Source organism: Ornithinimicrobium sediminis (genome assembly GCF_021272345.1).
Classification (GTDB): Bacteria; Actinomycetota; Actinomycetes; order Actinomycetales; family Dermatophilaceae; genus Ornithinicoccus; species Ornithinicoccus sediminis_B.
Genome location: NZ_JAJSDQ010000001.1, coordinates 259,628 through 272,781, shown reverse-complemented (window position 1 = coordinate 272,781; position 13,154 = coordinate 259,628). Strand labels below are relative to the sequence as shown.

The following is a 13,154-nucleotide window of genomic DNA, read 5'->3' as shown; positions in this document are numbered from 1 at the left end:
GCACAGCCCCCGGGGCCAGGGGGACACCGGGGGTTGTGCTGACGTGTGCTCAGGCCTGGTGGGCAGCTTCCCACTGGTTGATCAGGTCCTGGGGGAGTCGGCCTCGCTTGGGGTAGTCGATGCCTTGCTCGTCCAGCCATGACTTGATGGCCTTGGTCTGGGAGGGGTCACGGCGGGCGCTGCTGCCTGCTCCGGGCTGGCGACGACCACCTACACGACGTCCAGCGTTCACGTACTTCTGGATCGTGTCGGCGAACTCGTCGGCCTCCTGCTGGGAGAGGTCGATCTCGTACTCCGCTCCGAGGAAGGCGAACTTGACGGTCTGGCCGTCCTCGCCGAGCTCGGTCCCGGACAGGTCCGAGACAAGGATGGTCTGTACCTTTTGCGCCACTGTGGCTCCTACAGGGTTGGGGGGAAAGGGACGCCCGATCCTACGCGGTCGTGAACTATCCAAGGACACACGTTGAGGCTCAGCGCCGGAGTGCGCCCGGAATGGTGACGGCGGGCGGAGGGTTGGACAGCACAACCATGTCGAACCCCCGGCCCCGGCCCCTGGGGTGATTCGGTAGAGGCCGCTGCACTTCTTGGCCAGGAGGAGGCTGCCCTGCGTGCTCGACTGTCGCGATTGACTGCGGACATGAGTTCCCTCATCGAGGCGTCGCGTGACTCCAATGCTGATGACGAGCACGACCCCGAGGGCCAGACGATTGCCTTCGAGCGGGCCCAGCTGGCGGCGATCACTGATCAGGCTCGGGAGCACTTGGGCGAGGTGGAGGCTACGCTCGACCGCGTCGTGGAGGGGACGTATGGGATCTGCCAGGTCTGCCGCGAACCGATTGACCCGGCACGGCTACAGGCAAGACCGACCGCACGGACCTGCGTCCGGCACGCTCCTGCCAGAGGGCCGTGCCACGCCATGACCGACTTGCCGACACCGGGTGAACCGACCCACGAGCCATGAAGCCGTCCAGGGTTCCTCACCCAGCGCGGCAAAGTAGTGCGTCGGCCATGATGAGGCGCGAGCACGTCCGTGGTCGGGCTCTCCTCCAGTCTTGGCGTGCGGAGCATGCCTGGCACGAGGTCGCTCGCAAGGACCGTGTGAGAGGCTGCGGCAGCACCAAGATTAGGACCCAAGACCACCCTTGCTACGTTGATCATGCTTGGGCGGACTGCAAAGGAGCGCCCCGAGAATGTGCTCGCCTAGGTCGACCGTCCCAGCACCCGCACCGGCTCGAGCGGAAGGTGAACGGCTGCCCTGCCGCGCAGGGTGACGATCGATCAGGCCGACAGGGAGGTGGACCGATGACGCTGACATTTGCGCAGATCCTGGACAGCGCAAGGATCGACCCTGCGGATGCTTTGGTGATCCGGCACGCCTATGTACGGGAGCACAGGGACGGGATCCATGGCGACTCTTCCGATTCGGAGATCATGGCCTACACGAGGCGCCAATCGGCCGACAACCGCGCGTTTGTGTCCCCGCCCAAGATCTGGGTAGTACTGCTGCCCGAAGGTGGGGACCGGGCTCGCCTGTAGGCGGTGGTTCGTAACCATGGTGAGGCGTCGAATGACGGACAAAGGCGCACCTTCCATCTGGAGCGGTCGGAGCTCCTGAGCGACCTCCGATCGCGCCTGGTCATCGGGTGGGCGTCGCCGCGCACCTGGGCCCTCAAGGCTACGACGGCAGCGCGATATCCGGTGCTGGAGATCGTCGACGCCGCACCCGTCTACTTCCCCGGGTTCGACGCACTCACCCTTGACTACCCTCAACTGCTAGCGATGGTCCGTGAGCACCGTTACGCCACATGGCGGACCGCTCTGTCATCGGTCATCGGCATCTACCTCATCACTGACACCCGTGACGGTCGGCACTACGTAGGTAAAGCCGACGGCTCGGACAGTTTGCTACAGCGCTGGGCCGCCTATGCGTCGAACGGCCATGGAGGCAACGTGGAGCTCCGGGGCCGGGACCCAGCGAGCTTCCGCTTCTCCGTTCTGCGCATCTTCGACCCCTCTACGCCAACCCGTGAGATCAACACGGCGGAGGGCCACTTCAAGCACGCGCTGGATTCTCGCCGGCACGGACTCAACCGCAACTGACGACTTCGCCGACCGCATGCCGGCCGCTGACAACCTCTGAAGATGAATGCCAGAACCACCGTGCATCGGACAGATGCGACCTCTCCAGCCCTCGAGCGCGCAACGCCGGGATCAGCAGGCGCCGCGCTGACCTGGCCTAGAGTGGAATGGGTGCGCAGCTCCGAAAGAGAGGAGGCGCTCGTGGCCGCGATCTCGTTCACCCTCGCGGGTCAGCAGTTCGAGTTGTCGGACGCCGACGTGCGAACGCGCGTCGCGAAGCATCATCCTGACCAGATCCGCCAGTACTGGGTCGACATCGACGGCATCCAATGGCCCGTCAAGCAAGTGCTGTCGCTGGCCACCGGCCTGGCCAAAAGTGAATTCCAGTCGCAGAGCGCCCAACGCTTGCTCGCAAAGCTGGGCTTCACCATCGGAAAGGGCAACGACGTGGTCGCTGTCCCGGCTGGTAAAACTCGGCCTTCCCCGAAGGGGACTACCTCGCCAGATCGGGTTCGGGCACCGGCGGTAGCCGACGTAGTGCTGGTCGGCTGCGTCAAGAGCAAACGCGCGAGCGGGGCACCGGCCCAGGACCTCTACACCTCGGACTACTTCGCGAAGATGCGCGTCTACGCTGAGAGCACGGGCAAACCCTGGTACATCCTCTCCGCCGAGCACGGCCTGGTTGCTCCCGACGAATGGCTGGAGCCGTACGACTGCTACCTCGCCACGAGGGGCCCCGCCTATCAGGCGGACTGGGGCCGCAAGGTGGCGCGACAGCTGGAGCAGGCCCTCGGCCCGCTCCGGGGCCGAATCTTCGACATCCACGCTGGTTCGACGTACATCAAGGCCGTCGACGCCGCTGTGAGTCCAAAGGGTGCCGTCATCATCGACCAGCTCAAAGGGTTGTCAATTGGACAGCGCCTCTCCTGGTACCTCCACCGGCCAACCGCGTCCACCGGCGACGCGGCTGAGATCGTCGCGCAGCTCTCTGACCACTCACGGGCGAGGGCGCTCGATGACGTCCTGAAGACGGCTGGCAATGGCCTGCGATCTCCTGGCATGTACAGCTGGTGGGTCGACGACGCCGGGGCAAGCGACCTATCCGCGGGCCTCGAACACGAGATCGCTCCGGGCCTCATCTACGCCGGACTCGCCGGAGCAACGCGCAAGAGCGGCGCGACCTCATCGAACACCCTCTGGGGACGCATAACCACCATGCACCTCGGCAAGAAGAACGAGTTCTCCACTCTGCGTCGAAGCCTCGGCTCCATCCTGGCCCACGCGAATGGACAACCGACCATCGACGAAGCAAGACTCACGCTCTGGATGCATGCCCACCTTCGCGTCGTGCTCATCCCGGTGGCGAATGCGCACACGCTCGATGACCTTGAGACCAACATCCTCAGCGAGCTGGATCCACCGTTGAACCTCGCGAAGGTTGCCCGGACTCCGCTCCGACAGCGGCTCTCGGCGCTGCGAAAGCAATACGCACAATGACGCCGGAGCCGGCCGGACATGATACGACTTCGCCCCCTCGGGTCCCACCCCCTCGTGGGACGTCGCCAGCGGCGTGAGTTGCCACGCGCGACGCGGCAGTACAGGATAATTCGCGGGCCCACCGTGGGGCCTCGGAAGCTAAGCGCGGGGACGAGCGCGTCCCGGCCGCCGAACCCGGAAGTTGTCTCGCCGCGCTTGGTGGGGCAGTGGCCTGAGCTAACCGTGGTGCCATGTGGTCGACGAGCTCAGCCCTCCGGCTTCGCGTCACCCGATTCAGAGGGTTCATTCATCAGCGCCCACAGCTCGCGGTCTTGCGCTTCGTACCCCGGCCGACCAACAGTCTCGAATGGATGTTCCGGCAGAACGAACGCGTACCCGGAGTTGTTCAGCTTCTCGCCCCTCGTCCCTTCACGCATCGACTCGACGATGCGCTCGACGATCTCCGGGTCGACGCTGCGCATGTGGCGGCGCGTGCTCTCGATCTCTTCCTCGGACGCCGGGGGCACGTCCTGCTGCCGCTGCAGCTGACTCTTGCCCTCGATGTGCTCACCCAGGCGCAGCTGCCAGCCGATCTGGTGCACGTGTCCGATAACGGCACGGACGGCCTCCGCATCGGCCGTCTCCTGCGGCGTGACCGGCTCGCCCGCCGCCGTCACGTCAACGTAGAACCCGCGCTGCTTGAGCACGTTGTGCTCGCGTTTCCACTCCTGAATGGTGCCCAGTACCCGGGCGTTCTCCTCGCGGTCCGGCATCTCGGCGTCGAACCAATACTCCTCGCTCACTAGGAAGGCGTGCACCGCCTCGAGCTTGAGGACGTGCTGCCCCCACAGTTCCCTGAGGCCCTGATCCACGAATGATTCACCCTCGGGTGCATCCGCCATGCGGACCCGCCGCTCATGGAGGGCGATCGCCTTCCCCGACTCCTCCATGCCCAGGATGGCCAGCGACCGCGCGAGCGGCACATTGTCCCTTTCAAGCATCGCCAGCGCCGCCTGCAGAAGCCGGTCGGCGTTCGCGAGGAGGGCGTCCTGCAGCGCGATGACCTGGGCGGGCGAAAGGTCTGCGGGGAGATGCTGCTTGCGGGCCATGCGATCAGTCTGACGCGGACCACCGACCGTCGGGGTCCCGGGGCCCAGCGTCAGCAGCTTTGTGAGGATCAGGCCCCTAGCTAGTGCGCGGCCACACTGAGTCCAGTGCGGCAGTAGCGGTCGTTTCGGGGACCCGGCAGTCGCTCGGGTTCGGAGCCTGGCGTCCAGCCGTCGACGGTCAGGTCGATCAGTCGCATGCCTGGCTCCGGCGCTGCGTTTGCTGCCGCGGAGGGCAATGTCGGCGGCCTGACGTTGGCCTTCGCCCCCGAGCGTCAGGCGTGGCGGAACGAGGGAAGCGATACTTGCTGGGTGGAGCACACTGAGGACGGGCAGCCATTCCTGATAGTCCCGGTTGGTGACTCTGCAGACAGCCGACTCTTCATCGAGCTCTCGAGCTACGGATCAGACCTTGCCGAGGCCCGCCACGCCCTCCACCTGGCGATCCGGGGCTTTGAGGAGGAATCGGATCTCGCTGATGCCAGTCGGCATCTGGTGGGGCTTGCTGTGGTCGCCTACTGTCGCGCGGTCTTGCACTCGAACGTTCGCGGCCGGCTGACCGACCACGTGGCCGTTCCCGATGGCTTCGTCCGCGTGCACGATCTAGTCAAGACGTACAGGAACGCGACGGTTGCTCACTCGCAGTCCGAACTCGCCGTCACGTATGCGGTCGGCGTGCTCGAAACGGACACCCTGAGAGTCCGAGACGTGACAGGACCCACGGTGCTTGTTCCGCTGCCGAACCGCGTTGTCCGCGACTTCCTGGAATTGATCGATGTCATGGAGCGTCGACTCGACCTGATCATCGAGCCTGTTCGTCATCGGTTGATGAAGAAGCTGGGCGAGTTGGACCGTCGCCGGGTGGAGGCGGCTGTACGGCCAGAGATCACGGAGAAGTGGGCGCACGAGTTCAACCCGAGGACCAAGCGACCGCGCTACCCCTCCGGCCACACTCTCTACTGGGATGTCGCCGATTACGAAGCCGTAGACGAATGACTCAGGGGGTTCGATCCGAACCCAGGCGGCGGCCGAGTGACCCGCTCCCGGACCTATCGACCCGTGCAAGCCGGCCTTGCTGTGAGGTGTTCATGAGGATCAAGGGCGCCAAGTTGTCGATCGTCTGGCGACCTCGAAGACCGCGTCGATCTCGCGAGCGCTCAACTGTGCTGGCAGCCCATGCAGGTACTGACTAATGCGCTTGCGTCGGACCACTACTACGCGCCCGTCCTCGGGCTGCTTCTTGACGGTGAAGCCCTTATGCGCACCCATTACAGCGATGACACCAAGGGCCACGACGGGGAACCCGGCCTGCTGGGTCAGCAGTCTCGACGCTCGGCGCGCCTCGTGACGGCTGTTGCGGATGTAGGGCACGCGCTGCCCATTGACCATGAACGTGTCACCACCCACCCACACTGAGGTGTGCGGATGGTGTTTGGCGTTCACGGTGAATACCCCGGCAGGTCCAATGACGACGTGATCGATGTCGGAGCCTCGATCCCCGACGGGCACGGCGTGAAGGAGACGCCACTGCGGACCGAGTCTGCCGAGCTGCTCAGCAACGGCCTGTTCGCCGTCGGCGCCGATACGCCATGCACGCTCATCCGTCCTTGCTCCGACGAGGCGGGACAGGCCGTGTCGGAACCACCCTTGTGCTTCGCGTTCGGCAAGTGCTCGTTCCCGGGCGGCAGCTCCGGCTTGGGCCGCGCTGAGGTCCTCCCAAGTTGGCGGGCCATGGGGAGGTTCTGGATCAGGGATCTCAACACTCGTCTCCGAGGGGGTCGGGGCCGGTGTGACGGGTAGCGCAGCAGCTCTGCCAGACTCGATCGAAGCAAGGTGCTGGGCGAGCGCCTTCTCCAGCAATGGCAGGTTGGACAAGTCGTCCGAGTGATACTGCCCCGTCTTGAGGTCGAGATACCCAAGAGCCGTCCCGCCTGGTGTCTGGGCGTATAGCCGCTCCTGCCCGTAGCGAGCCCACCGTCGAACAGTCCAATCGGTCATGTCGTCTGCCTCCCTCCGACGGACGCATCCTGACACCGCCGGGCCGGCCGTGCCTGCCGACCTCCACTCCCCAGCACCTGGAGTAGGTGCAAAGACAGCGGCGTGTGCGTGCGCGCGCCCTTGACGCCTACAGGCCAGCTTCGCCTCGGGGATACCTTGCCATCTGGGCCGCCGCTGACTGTCTCTGCCGTACGATCAGTCCATGCCCGACCGCGAACCCGATGGCTGGCTGGACAATGTTGCGCTGCTCGGGTCCGATGAGCCGGTGAAAGTTGTTCTTGAAGAACGTCGGGGTAACGAACTGATTCTTCGTCAGGTCGATCCAGGTGAGCCGACTCCGCCCCGTATCCCTATGTTCAACGGCGACCGATTGGTCGTGATGACAGCAGTCAGTCATATCGGCATTCATTCCAGTGGCGAGGTAGGCGCCATAGCGGACCTCATTCATTCGATGCGTGTCGTTCCAGTTCGACGCGAGGGATCGACCGTTTACGGGCGATCCCTACGGCTAGGCGAGGCGGACGACGGCCAGCGCATTCACATCCGTCCGGGTGACACTATTGCCTTTGAGGCCGGCGCCATAGTCGCTGAGCTCGACGCGATCGATGCTCGCGAAGATCCTACACAGTCTGGATACGTACCTCTATCGGGTGTGTTGTCGGCTTGGTTTCACATCGGTTCTAGTGATTGGCCGGCTGAACTGGTGCGATACGCGCTCGCCGCAGCCAGACGGCTTGACATGACCAATGAACTGCTGATTGAGGTGCAGTCGCTCGAAGACGAGGTAAACGCTGACCCACAGATGCCGGGTCCGCAGGTGAGGCGGCGCCTGTTCAACGTCCTTGGCTCCGTGGAGCTCGCGGTCATCTCCCTGGGTCGCGGTGTGTCCATGATTCTGGACCTTCCGAGGAAGTTCGGGATCGAGTGCGACTTGCCGGAGTCCCTGCTTACCGTCCAGCCCGCGCTCAACGCAATCCGCAACGCGTATGAGCACATCGAGGACCGAGCTCTTGGCACCGTCCACGGAACACCCTCTGAGGACGCGCTGACCATCTTCGGCTACGAGCGTCTGCTTAGCGAAGACGTCATCACCTATGGGACTCACACCCTCGACCTCGCAGGGGAAGTGCCGGGCCTGCTCGCCGAGGCTCGCGTGACGCTGAAGGGAATGGTATCGACGGCAGTGCCGCCGAGAGTCACCCTAGCCGAGTGAGTACCACCTGGCTGCAGGCGGGCGTGCAGGCAGCGGGCGACCCAGGGACTATCGCGTCCTCCGTCCGCGGCACGAGTCGGACGAGCGTAGCCGTCCTCAGGCAGAAGAGTCGGGCGCGCCCAAGGCCACCGTCCCCACCCGGCAACTGTGGGCTCGGCCATAGGGCGTCGCGCAGTGCAGCCGGGAGTCGGGATCTCAGGCCCCAGATCGCCTAATGAGCTCCGCGACCGCTTCGGCAAGATCGCCCAAGTCCTGTACGACCGTCTTGGAGAAGGCCTTCGGGTCGGAGCCCTCCTTGCTTTGGAAGTTCCGCGCACGGTCGGCAATGGCCTGAACTCGGGCTAGGTGCTCCACCAACTCGCTCACCCCGCCACTGTAGATGTGCCGTGGTACGGAACTTTCGACGTCTACGGCATCGGCGTGCCGCACGCTCCCCGCGGCAAATGAGTGTGTTCTGCGCTCGTCTTCTTGCAGCACCGGTATCAGTGCTGGGGAGACTCGGGGTCGGTGAGCTCTACTGTCTGCCCGTCGGGGTCTCGAACGACGAATGACCAGTAGCCGACCCAGAAGGGTTCGGGTCTGAGCGTCTCCACGCCGGCGCTCTTGAGCTTCGCGACGGCGGATCTGAAGGCGGCTGGTGCCAGCGCGATGGAGATGGATCTGACGTGTTCGGTTTTCGGTGCCCCCGACAGTTGGCCGTGGCTCCAGCCGGGTTGGAAGGCCCAGCTCTGAGGTCGGGTCAACGAGTCGGCACGCCGAAACGACAGCTGCACGCAGTCGTGCTGGAACGCGATGTCCTCCGGTCCATCCCAGATCAGGGTGAGTCCCACCTGTCCTCCGTAGAACTCGCGGGTGGCGCTGATGTCGGTGCAGTACTCGTACGCGAACCAGGTGGCCATGTCGGCGACGGTATCGCGCTGCGTCGTCCCAGCCCCGCCCCCGCGTATGCAGCGTGAACCACGTCTTGACCGCACCGGATGACGAGGTCGGCCACGTCGCTGATCCTCAACCAAAGCGGCGGCGGCTGAGGGGTGCGGCACTCTCAGCGGGGTTGGAGCTTGCCTTGCGTCAGGTGGTGGCGGTGAGCTGGTGATGCGTTTCGTACAGTCGCCAGAATGCCTGCGTCGGCAGCGGATCGGTGTCCAGTGAGCTCTCGAAGTAGGTCAGGTGGGTGATCCATCCGGGCAGGTATGAGCCGGTCAGGTCATCGAGCTCGGTGTGTCGCAGGTGCAGCAGGCACTGTTCCTCAGCGTCCTGCTCATCCGCGACGGGCTCCACGGTGACCAGGAGGCGCGATGGTGGTTCGTCCGGGAAGTCCCACGTCATGCCCAACGTCCGGTCATCGTCGAGGGTGTCCACGACGCTGGTGCACAGGTAGCCGTCTCCGTGGTCGACGACGAGGGTGTCTCCGGTGGAGAACCCGCCCCGGCGTGCGTGACCGAGCCACTCGGGCAAGTGCCGCTCGCTGGTCAGGTGCCGCCACACCTCGGGCGTGCTGCGGGCCAGTTTCCACGTGATGCTCACGGCTTCGGTGTCTCGGGTGTACCCAACCAACGGCATGACACCATCCTCACCGATCCGTCGAAGGGCGGAAGCAACCGACAGGCGGCATGAGGGTGAAACGGCTTGCCTCGTCTTCGGAACCCTCGTTCGCGATGCGGACCCGCGAGGGGGTGTCCTGCTCTACCGGTCTGCGGTAGACCCGGTCAGCCATTCCACGATGCGCTCGGCGGACTGCTCGGGAGTCAGCCGGCTGGTGTCCACCCTGAGATACCGGTGCTGGACGAGCAAACGCATGCCCGGGAGGTTGTCCCGCTCAGGCTGGAGGTCGGTGTTCATGACGTGGCGTTCCATGTCGCGCACATTCGAGTCAGACCAGGCGAGGTCACGCTTGGATCGTTTCTCCGTCAGCCGGTGCTCGGTGCGGTTGCGCTCGAGCCGCGTCTGCAGATCCGCGGCCAGTTCCACAAACGAGACGACGGCCCCTCTGTTCACGTAGGCGGCGATCTGCTGGGACAGCTCCTCGACGTCCCCTTCTAGCTCGAGCCCCCACACGTAGGTCAGGACGAGGTCTGTTCCGGAAGCCGCCGCCTCTTGGACGACCTGGAGCCGCATCTCGCGGAGCAGGCGCACGAACGGCGGCGTGCCGTAGTCGAAGACCTCCAGCAGCGGCTCGATCATGGCGTGGTTGTGGAAGAGGCGGAAACTGCTGCGCTCGGCGACCCTACGGCCGATGGTCATCTTGCCTACCGCCGGCGGCCCGAAGATCACGACAAGCTGCACCAGCACAGCCTGGCACGTCACTCCTGGCCAGTGAGCGCGCGACTCGCGTCGCGGTCGGCGGCAAAGTCGGGCGGGTACGCCTGCTCAGTCCCGTTCGTCTCTGACGTCTGCGAAGTCGGAGACCTCCCACCGCAAGATGGCAACGGCTTGGTCCGTCTCAGCGTGCCATCGGTGACGGCTCTCCGGCGCATCCCATCCGCGCTCAGGGATGTGGTGGGTCTCCCAGAACTCGTAACAGGACCGGAGTCGCTCCGTGAGCTCTGGTGACAATCCGTAGTCGCTCGGTTCCATGGCGTACTTGTCGGTTCCGTCCTCCCACAGCGGCCACACGTGCCCGTAGTCGAACATGAACCGGACCACTCGAGCCATGCCACATTCTTGCGCACAGCGGCATGAGCGTGCTGACGGTGGTGGGGCAAGGGAACCCCACTAGGACGCCACACCCGGTCCCCAGCCCCGCGGCCGCGGGGCCTCGGCAGGAAGGTCCAGCGGCACCGGAGGTCGGACATTCCCCGTGGTCGGGTCAGGTCAACCATCTTCCCTGTTGGCCGCCGCAAGCCGGGCCGCGGCGAGGAGTGTGTTGCGGTCGTGCAGCGTCGTCCGGTCGCGCCCGTGGGTGGCGCCGAGGGCTTCCTCGGCTGCGTCGATGGCTCCCCAGTTCTCGAGCAGGACCGGGTGCAGCCCCTGCCTCGTCAGCACAGTGAGCAGGTCCTCCGGCTGCCGGCAGGGTGCGAGTGCTCCGGCGGCGACATCTTCAAGGAGGCTCGCGACGGTCTCTTTCGCGTCGTGCTTGTTGGTGCCCACCACCCCGCTCGGGCCCCGTTTGATCCATCCCGCCACGTACTCGCCGGTCGAGGGCCGGCCGTCGCGCAGCACCCGCCCTGCGGTGTGGGTCACCGTCTGCGTGCGCTCGTCGACTGGCAGACCCGGCAGGGAGGTTCCGCGGTAACCGACCGACCGGACCACCAGGTCGGCCGGCAGCACCTCAAGCTCGCCGGTGTCCACCGCCCGCCCGTCAGCGCCCGCGGCCGTTCGCTCCAGCTCCAGCGCACGCACCCGGTCCGGTCCGAGGAGGCGTACCGGCCGCCAGCGGAAACGCAGGCTCAGCCGGACGGCTCCCGGGGAGGGCTCATGCTCGACCCAGCCGCGCAGTGCTGCCAGGTTACGGGCCACGGCCGACTCGGCGGCGGCCTGCTCCTCCGCCGCCCCCAACGGTTCCAGGTCGTGCGGGTCCACCAGCACGACCGCGGACTGCAGCCGGCCTAGTTCGCGCAGCTCCTGGGTGGTGAAGCTGGCCAGGGCCGGACCCCGTCGTCCGATGACGGTGACCTGCTCGACCGGGGCGTCTGCGAGCGCATCAAGCACATGCTGCGGCATCTCTGTGAGCTGGAGTTCTTCGGGTGCCCGGGCGAGCACCCGAGCGACGTCGAGGGCGACGTTGCCCACGCCGATGACCACCACCGAACGTGCATGGGACAGTGCCTCCTCCACGGTGGCGCGGTCGGCGTCAGGATGTCCGCAGTACCAAGAGACGAGGTCGAGGGCGGTCAGGCTCCCGGGCAGCTCCTCCCCGTCGATACCGAGCCGTCCGGCATCGGCGGCGCCGTATGTGTAGATCACCGCGTCCACATGAGCGCGCAGCAGTGCCAGGGGGAGGTCGACGCCGACCTCGACGTTGCCGAAGAACCGTACCCGCGGGTGATCCAGGGTGCGTTGTAGCGTGGCCCGCAAACCCCTCATCTTCAGGTGGTCGGGGGCGATGCCGTACCGCACCAGCCCGAAGGGCGTCGGCAACCGGTCGATGATGTCGACTGCGACAGGGACGGCGTCCTGCTCGGCCAGCGCCTCGGCCGCATAGACCCCGGCCGGACCCGCGCCGACGATCGCCACCCGCAGGGGACTGTCCGCGGGCGAGACCACGAGGTCACGCGCAACCGCCACGATGGCATCCTCGCCCATCCGGTGCGCCGGGTCATCTCGCGCGGCACCGTACGCGCGTCAAGTAGCTCAACCCCACCCGACAGCATCGAGCGCCACGGTCGCCGTCGAAGCCAAGACCATTGGCGTCACAGTTGGACGCTAGGCGTCCCCTTGGCAGAGGCGCGCGTCTGGTCCTCATGCGGCACCGGCGTGCGCCCACAACTCCAGGCGCAGTTGTATGCGTCCGCTGGTCAGGCAGATGCGGTGGCGGTGGCGGCGCTGGCCCGGACGTGTGGCTGAGGATTGTTGGCTAGCCTGGACAGCACGAGCCAGACCCGCAGGTGTGTGGTCCGTGGTGTTCGCTCACTGACGAGGAGAACCAAATGCCCACAGAGTCACTGAAAGCGCTCGTACAGCAGCACCTCAAGACCGCCTTGACCGCGTCCAGCGGACGTAGCGCCCACACGATCTACGGCGGTCACGAGAACGTGCTCCGACAGACCCTGATCGCCCTCCGGGCAGGTAGCAGCCTCGACGAGCATGAGAGCCCTGGCGAGGCCACCCTTCAGGTGCTGCACGGGCGTATCACTCTGGTGGCAGGAGAGGACCGGTGGAACGGCTCACCCGGTGATCTCATCCCCATCCCCGACTCTCGCCATGCGCTCGAGGCGGTTGACGACTCCGTGGTCCTCCTCACGGTCGGGATGCGCGAGTCGTAGCAGGCCCCAGGAGTGGACCGCACGAAAGGTGGTCCACGGCTCCGTCAGTTGTCGACGCGTGCAGACCATCGCCGCACCGCATGATCACTGACGAGGCGATTTGGGAACCGCACTGCTCGCGGCATTTCCGGATGCTCCCAAAGTGGCAAGGCAGGGTGCCCATCAGCACCGCAGATGGTCTCCCCTAGCTGCGAGGCGCCGCAGTTCTTCCTCCGATCCGCAGGGTGATGACCACAGTCCTGGTGCGACCAGACTCCCGCCGGGTAGCAGGAGCATCAGCCATTTCCCGAGTCCCGCCGAGGACGCCTGACACCGCAGCCCCTGAAGTAAGCGAAGTTCCTGAGCCAGATCTGCGCGTAT

15 protein-coding genes are annotated in these 13,154 nt (G+C 65.7%); 7 read left to right on the top strand and 8 right to left on the bottom strand.

Annotation, left to right across the window (positions count from 1 at the left end; genetic code table 11):
- Positions 1-49: 49 nt before the first annotated feature.
- On the bottom strand, positions 50-391 hold the full coding sequence (locus tag LVO85_RS01175) for a histone-like nucleoid-structuring protein Lsr2 (protein WP_232745576.1): 342 nt from the start codon (positions 389-391) through the stop codon (positions 50-52).
- A 246-nt stretch (positions 392-637) separates the two neighbouring features.
- Here LVO85_RS01175 and LVO85_RS01170 point away from each other — a divergent pair, with 246 nt between their 5' ends.
- The 4 genes from LVO85_RS01170 to LVO85_RS01155 all read left to right on the top strand — a co-directional run bounded on the left by LVO85_RS01170 (position 638) and on the right by LVO85_RS01155 (position 3,576).
- The gene (locus LVO85_RS01170; protein ID WP_232745575.1) at positions 638-961 is read left to right on the top strand and encodes a TraR/DksA family transcriptional regulator; all 324 of its coding nucleotides are present in this window, start codon (positions 638-640) and stop codon (positions 959-961) included.
- Positions 962-1,302: 341 nt separating this feature from the next.
- Positions 1,303-1,536 carry a hypothetical protein gene (locus LVO85_RS01165; RefSeq protein WP_232745574.1) on the top strand — a complete coding sequence of 78 codons (234 nt, stop codon included), beginning with the start codon at positions 1,303-1,305 and terminating at the stop codon, positions 1,534-1,536.
- Between the two features lie 3 nt (positions 1,537-1,539).
- On the top strand, positions 1,540-2,100 hold the full coding sequence (locus LVO85_RS16900) for a GIY-YIG nuclease family protein (protein WP_232745573.1): 561 nt from the start codon (positions 1,540-1,542) through the stop codon (positions 2,098-2,100).
- 150 nt (positions 2,101-2,250) lie between these two features.
- Positions 2,251-3,576 (top strand): DUF6884 domain-containing protein, encoded by a 1,326-nt coding sequence (locus tag LVO85_RS01155; protein WP_232745572.1) that lies wholly within the window; start codon positions 2,251-2,253, stop codon positions 3,574-3,576.
- Between the two features lie 245 nt (positions 3,577-3,821).
- Here LVO85_RS01155 and LVO85_RS01150 read toward each other — a convergent pair whose 3' ends face one another.
- On the bottom strand, positions 3,822-4,664 hold the full coding sequence (locus LVO85_RS01150; protein ID WP_232745571.1) for an AbiV family abortive infection protein: 843 nt from the start codon (positions 4,662-4,664) through the stop codon (positions 3,822-3,824).
- Positions 4,665-4,973: 309 nt separating this feature from the next.
- Here LVO85_RS01150 and LVO85_RS01145 point away from each other — a divergent pair, with 309 nt between their 5' ends.
- Positions 4,974-5,657, top strand: a complete 684-nt coding sequence (locus tag LVO85_RS01145; protein ID WP_232745570.1) for a hypothetical protein — start codon at positions 4,974-4,976, stop codon at positions 5,655-5,657.
- Between the two features lie 99 nt (positions 5,658-5,756).
- Here LVO85_RS01145 and LVO85_RS01140 read toward each other — a convergent pair whose 3' ends face one another.
- Entirely contained in the window at positions 5,757-6,659 is a 903-nt protein-coding gene (locus LVO85_RS01140) for a nuclease-related domain-containing protein (protein WP_232745569.1), read from the bottom strand.
- 202 nt (positions 6,660-6,861) lie between these two features.
- On the opposite strand from LVO85_RS01140, the gene LVO85_RS01135 reads away from it, so the two are divergent.
- A complete protein-coding gene (locus LVO85_RS01135) occupies positions 6,862-7,872 on the top strand; it encodes a hypothetical protein (RefSeq protein ID WP_232745568.1) in 1,011 nt (336 codons plus the stop codon).
- Between the two features lie 195 nt (positions 7,873-8,067).
- On the opposite strand, the gene LVO85_RS01130 is transcribed toward LVO85_RS01135, so the two are convergent.
- The 5 genes from LVO85_RS01130 to LVO85_RS01110 form a co-directional block, all read right to left on the bottom strand.
- Entirely contained in the window at positions 8,068-8,238 is a 171-nt protein-coding gene (locus LVO85_RS01130; RefSeq protein WP_232745567.1) for a hypothetical protein, read from the bottom strand.
- Positions 8,239-8,354: 116 nt separating this feature from the next.
- Positions 8,355-8,771, bottom strand: a complete 417-nt coding sequence (locus LVO85_RS01125; protein WP_232745566.1) for a VOC family protein — start codon at positions 8,769-8,771, stop codon at positions 8,355-8,357.
- A gap of 169 nt (positions 8,772-8,940) precedes the next feature.
- On the bottom strand, positions 8,941-9,396 hold the full coding sequence (locus LVO85_RS01120; RefSeq protein WP_232745565.1) for an SRPBCC domain-containing protein: 456 nt from the start codon (positions 9,394-9,396) through the stop codon (positions 8,941-8,943).
- Between the two features lie 159 nt (positions 9,397-9,555).
- The gene (locus tag LVO85_RS01115; protein ID WP_232745564.1) at positions 9,556-10,155 is read right to left on the bottom strand and encodes a DEAD/DEAH box helicase family protein; all 600 of its coding nucleotides are present in this window, start codon (positions 10,153-10,155) and stop codon (positions 9,556-9,558) included.
- Positions 10,156-10,683: 528 nt separating this feature from the next.
- Positions 10,684-12,096 carry an FAD-dependent oxidoreductase gene (locus LVO85_RS01110; protein WP_232745563.1) on the bottom strand — a complete coding sequence of 471 codons (1,413 nt, stop codon included), beginning with the start codon at positions 12,094-12,096 and terminating at the stop codon, positions 10,684-10,686.
- Positions 12,097-12,458: 362 nt separating this feature from the next.
- Between LVO85_RS01110 and LVO85_RS01105 the strand changes: the two genes are divergently transcribed.
- Positions 12,459-12,794 (top strand): cupin domain-containing protein, encoded by a 336-nt coding sequence (locus LVO85_RS01105; RefSeq protein WP_232745562.1) that lies wholly within the window; start codon positions 12,459-12,461, stop codon positions 12,792-12,794.
- Positions 12,795-13,154: the final 360 nt, after the last annotated feature.

Bases quoted from the DNA above. Each gene is read 5' to 3' on its own strand.
- LVO85_RS01170 (WP_232745575.1), top strand. From the start codon at position 638: ATGAGTTCCCTCATCGAGGCGTCGCGTGACTCCAATGCTGATGACGAG.
- LVO85_RS01165 (WP_232745574.1), top strand. From the start codon at position 1,303: ATGACGCTGACATTTGCGCAGATCCTGGACAGCGCAAGGATCGACCCT.
- LVO85_RS01150 (WP_232745571.1), bottom strand. From the start codon at position 4,664: ATGGCCCGCAAGCAGCATCTCCCCGCAGACCTTTCGCCCGCCCAGGTC.
- LVO85_RS01140 (WP_232745569.1), bottom strand. From the start codon at position 6,659: ATGACCGATTGGACTGTTCGACGGTGGGCTCGCTACGGGCAGGAGCGG.
- LVO85_RS01135 (WP_232745568.1), top strand. From the start codon at position 6,862: ATGCCCGACCGCGAACCCGATGGCTGGCTGGACAATGTTGCGCTGCTC.
- LVO85_RS01125 (WP_232745566.1), bottom strand. From the start codon at position 8,771: ATGGCCACCTGGTTCGCGTACGAGTACTGCACCGACATCAGCGCCACC.
- LVO85_RS01105 (WP_232745562.1), top strand. From the start codon at position 12,459: ATGCCCACAGAGTCACTGAAAGCGCTCGTACAGCAGCACCTCAAGACC.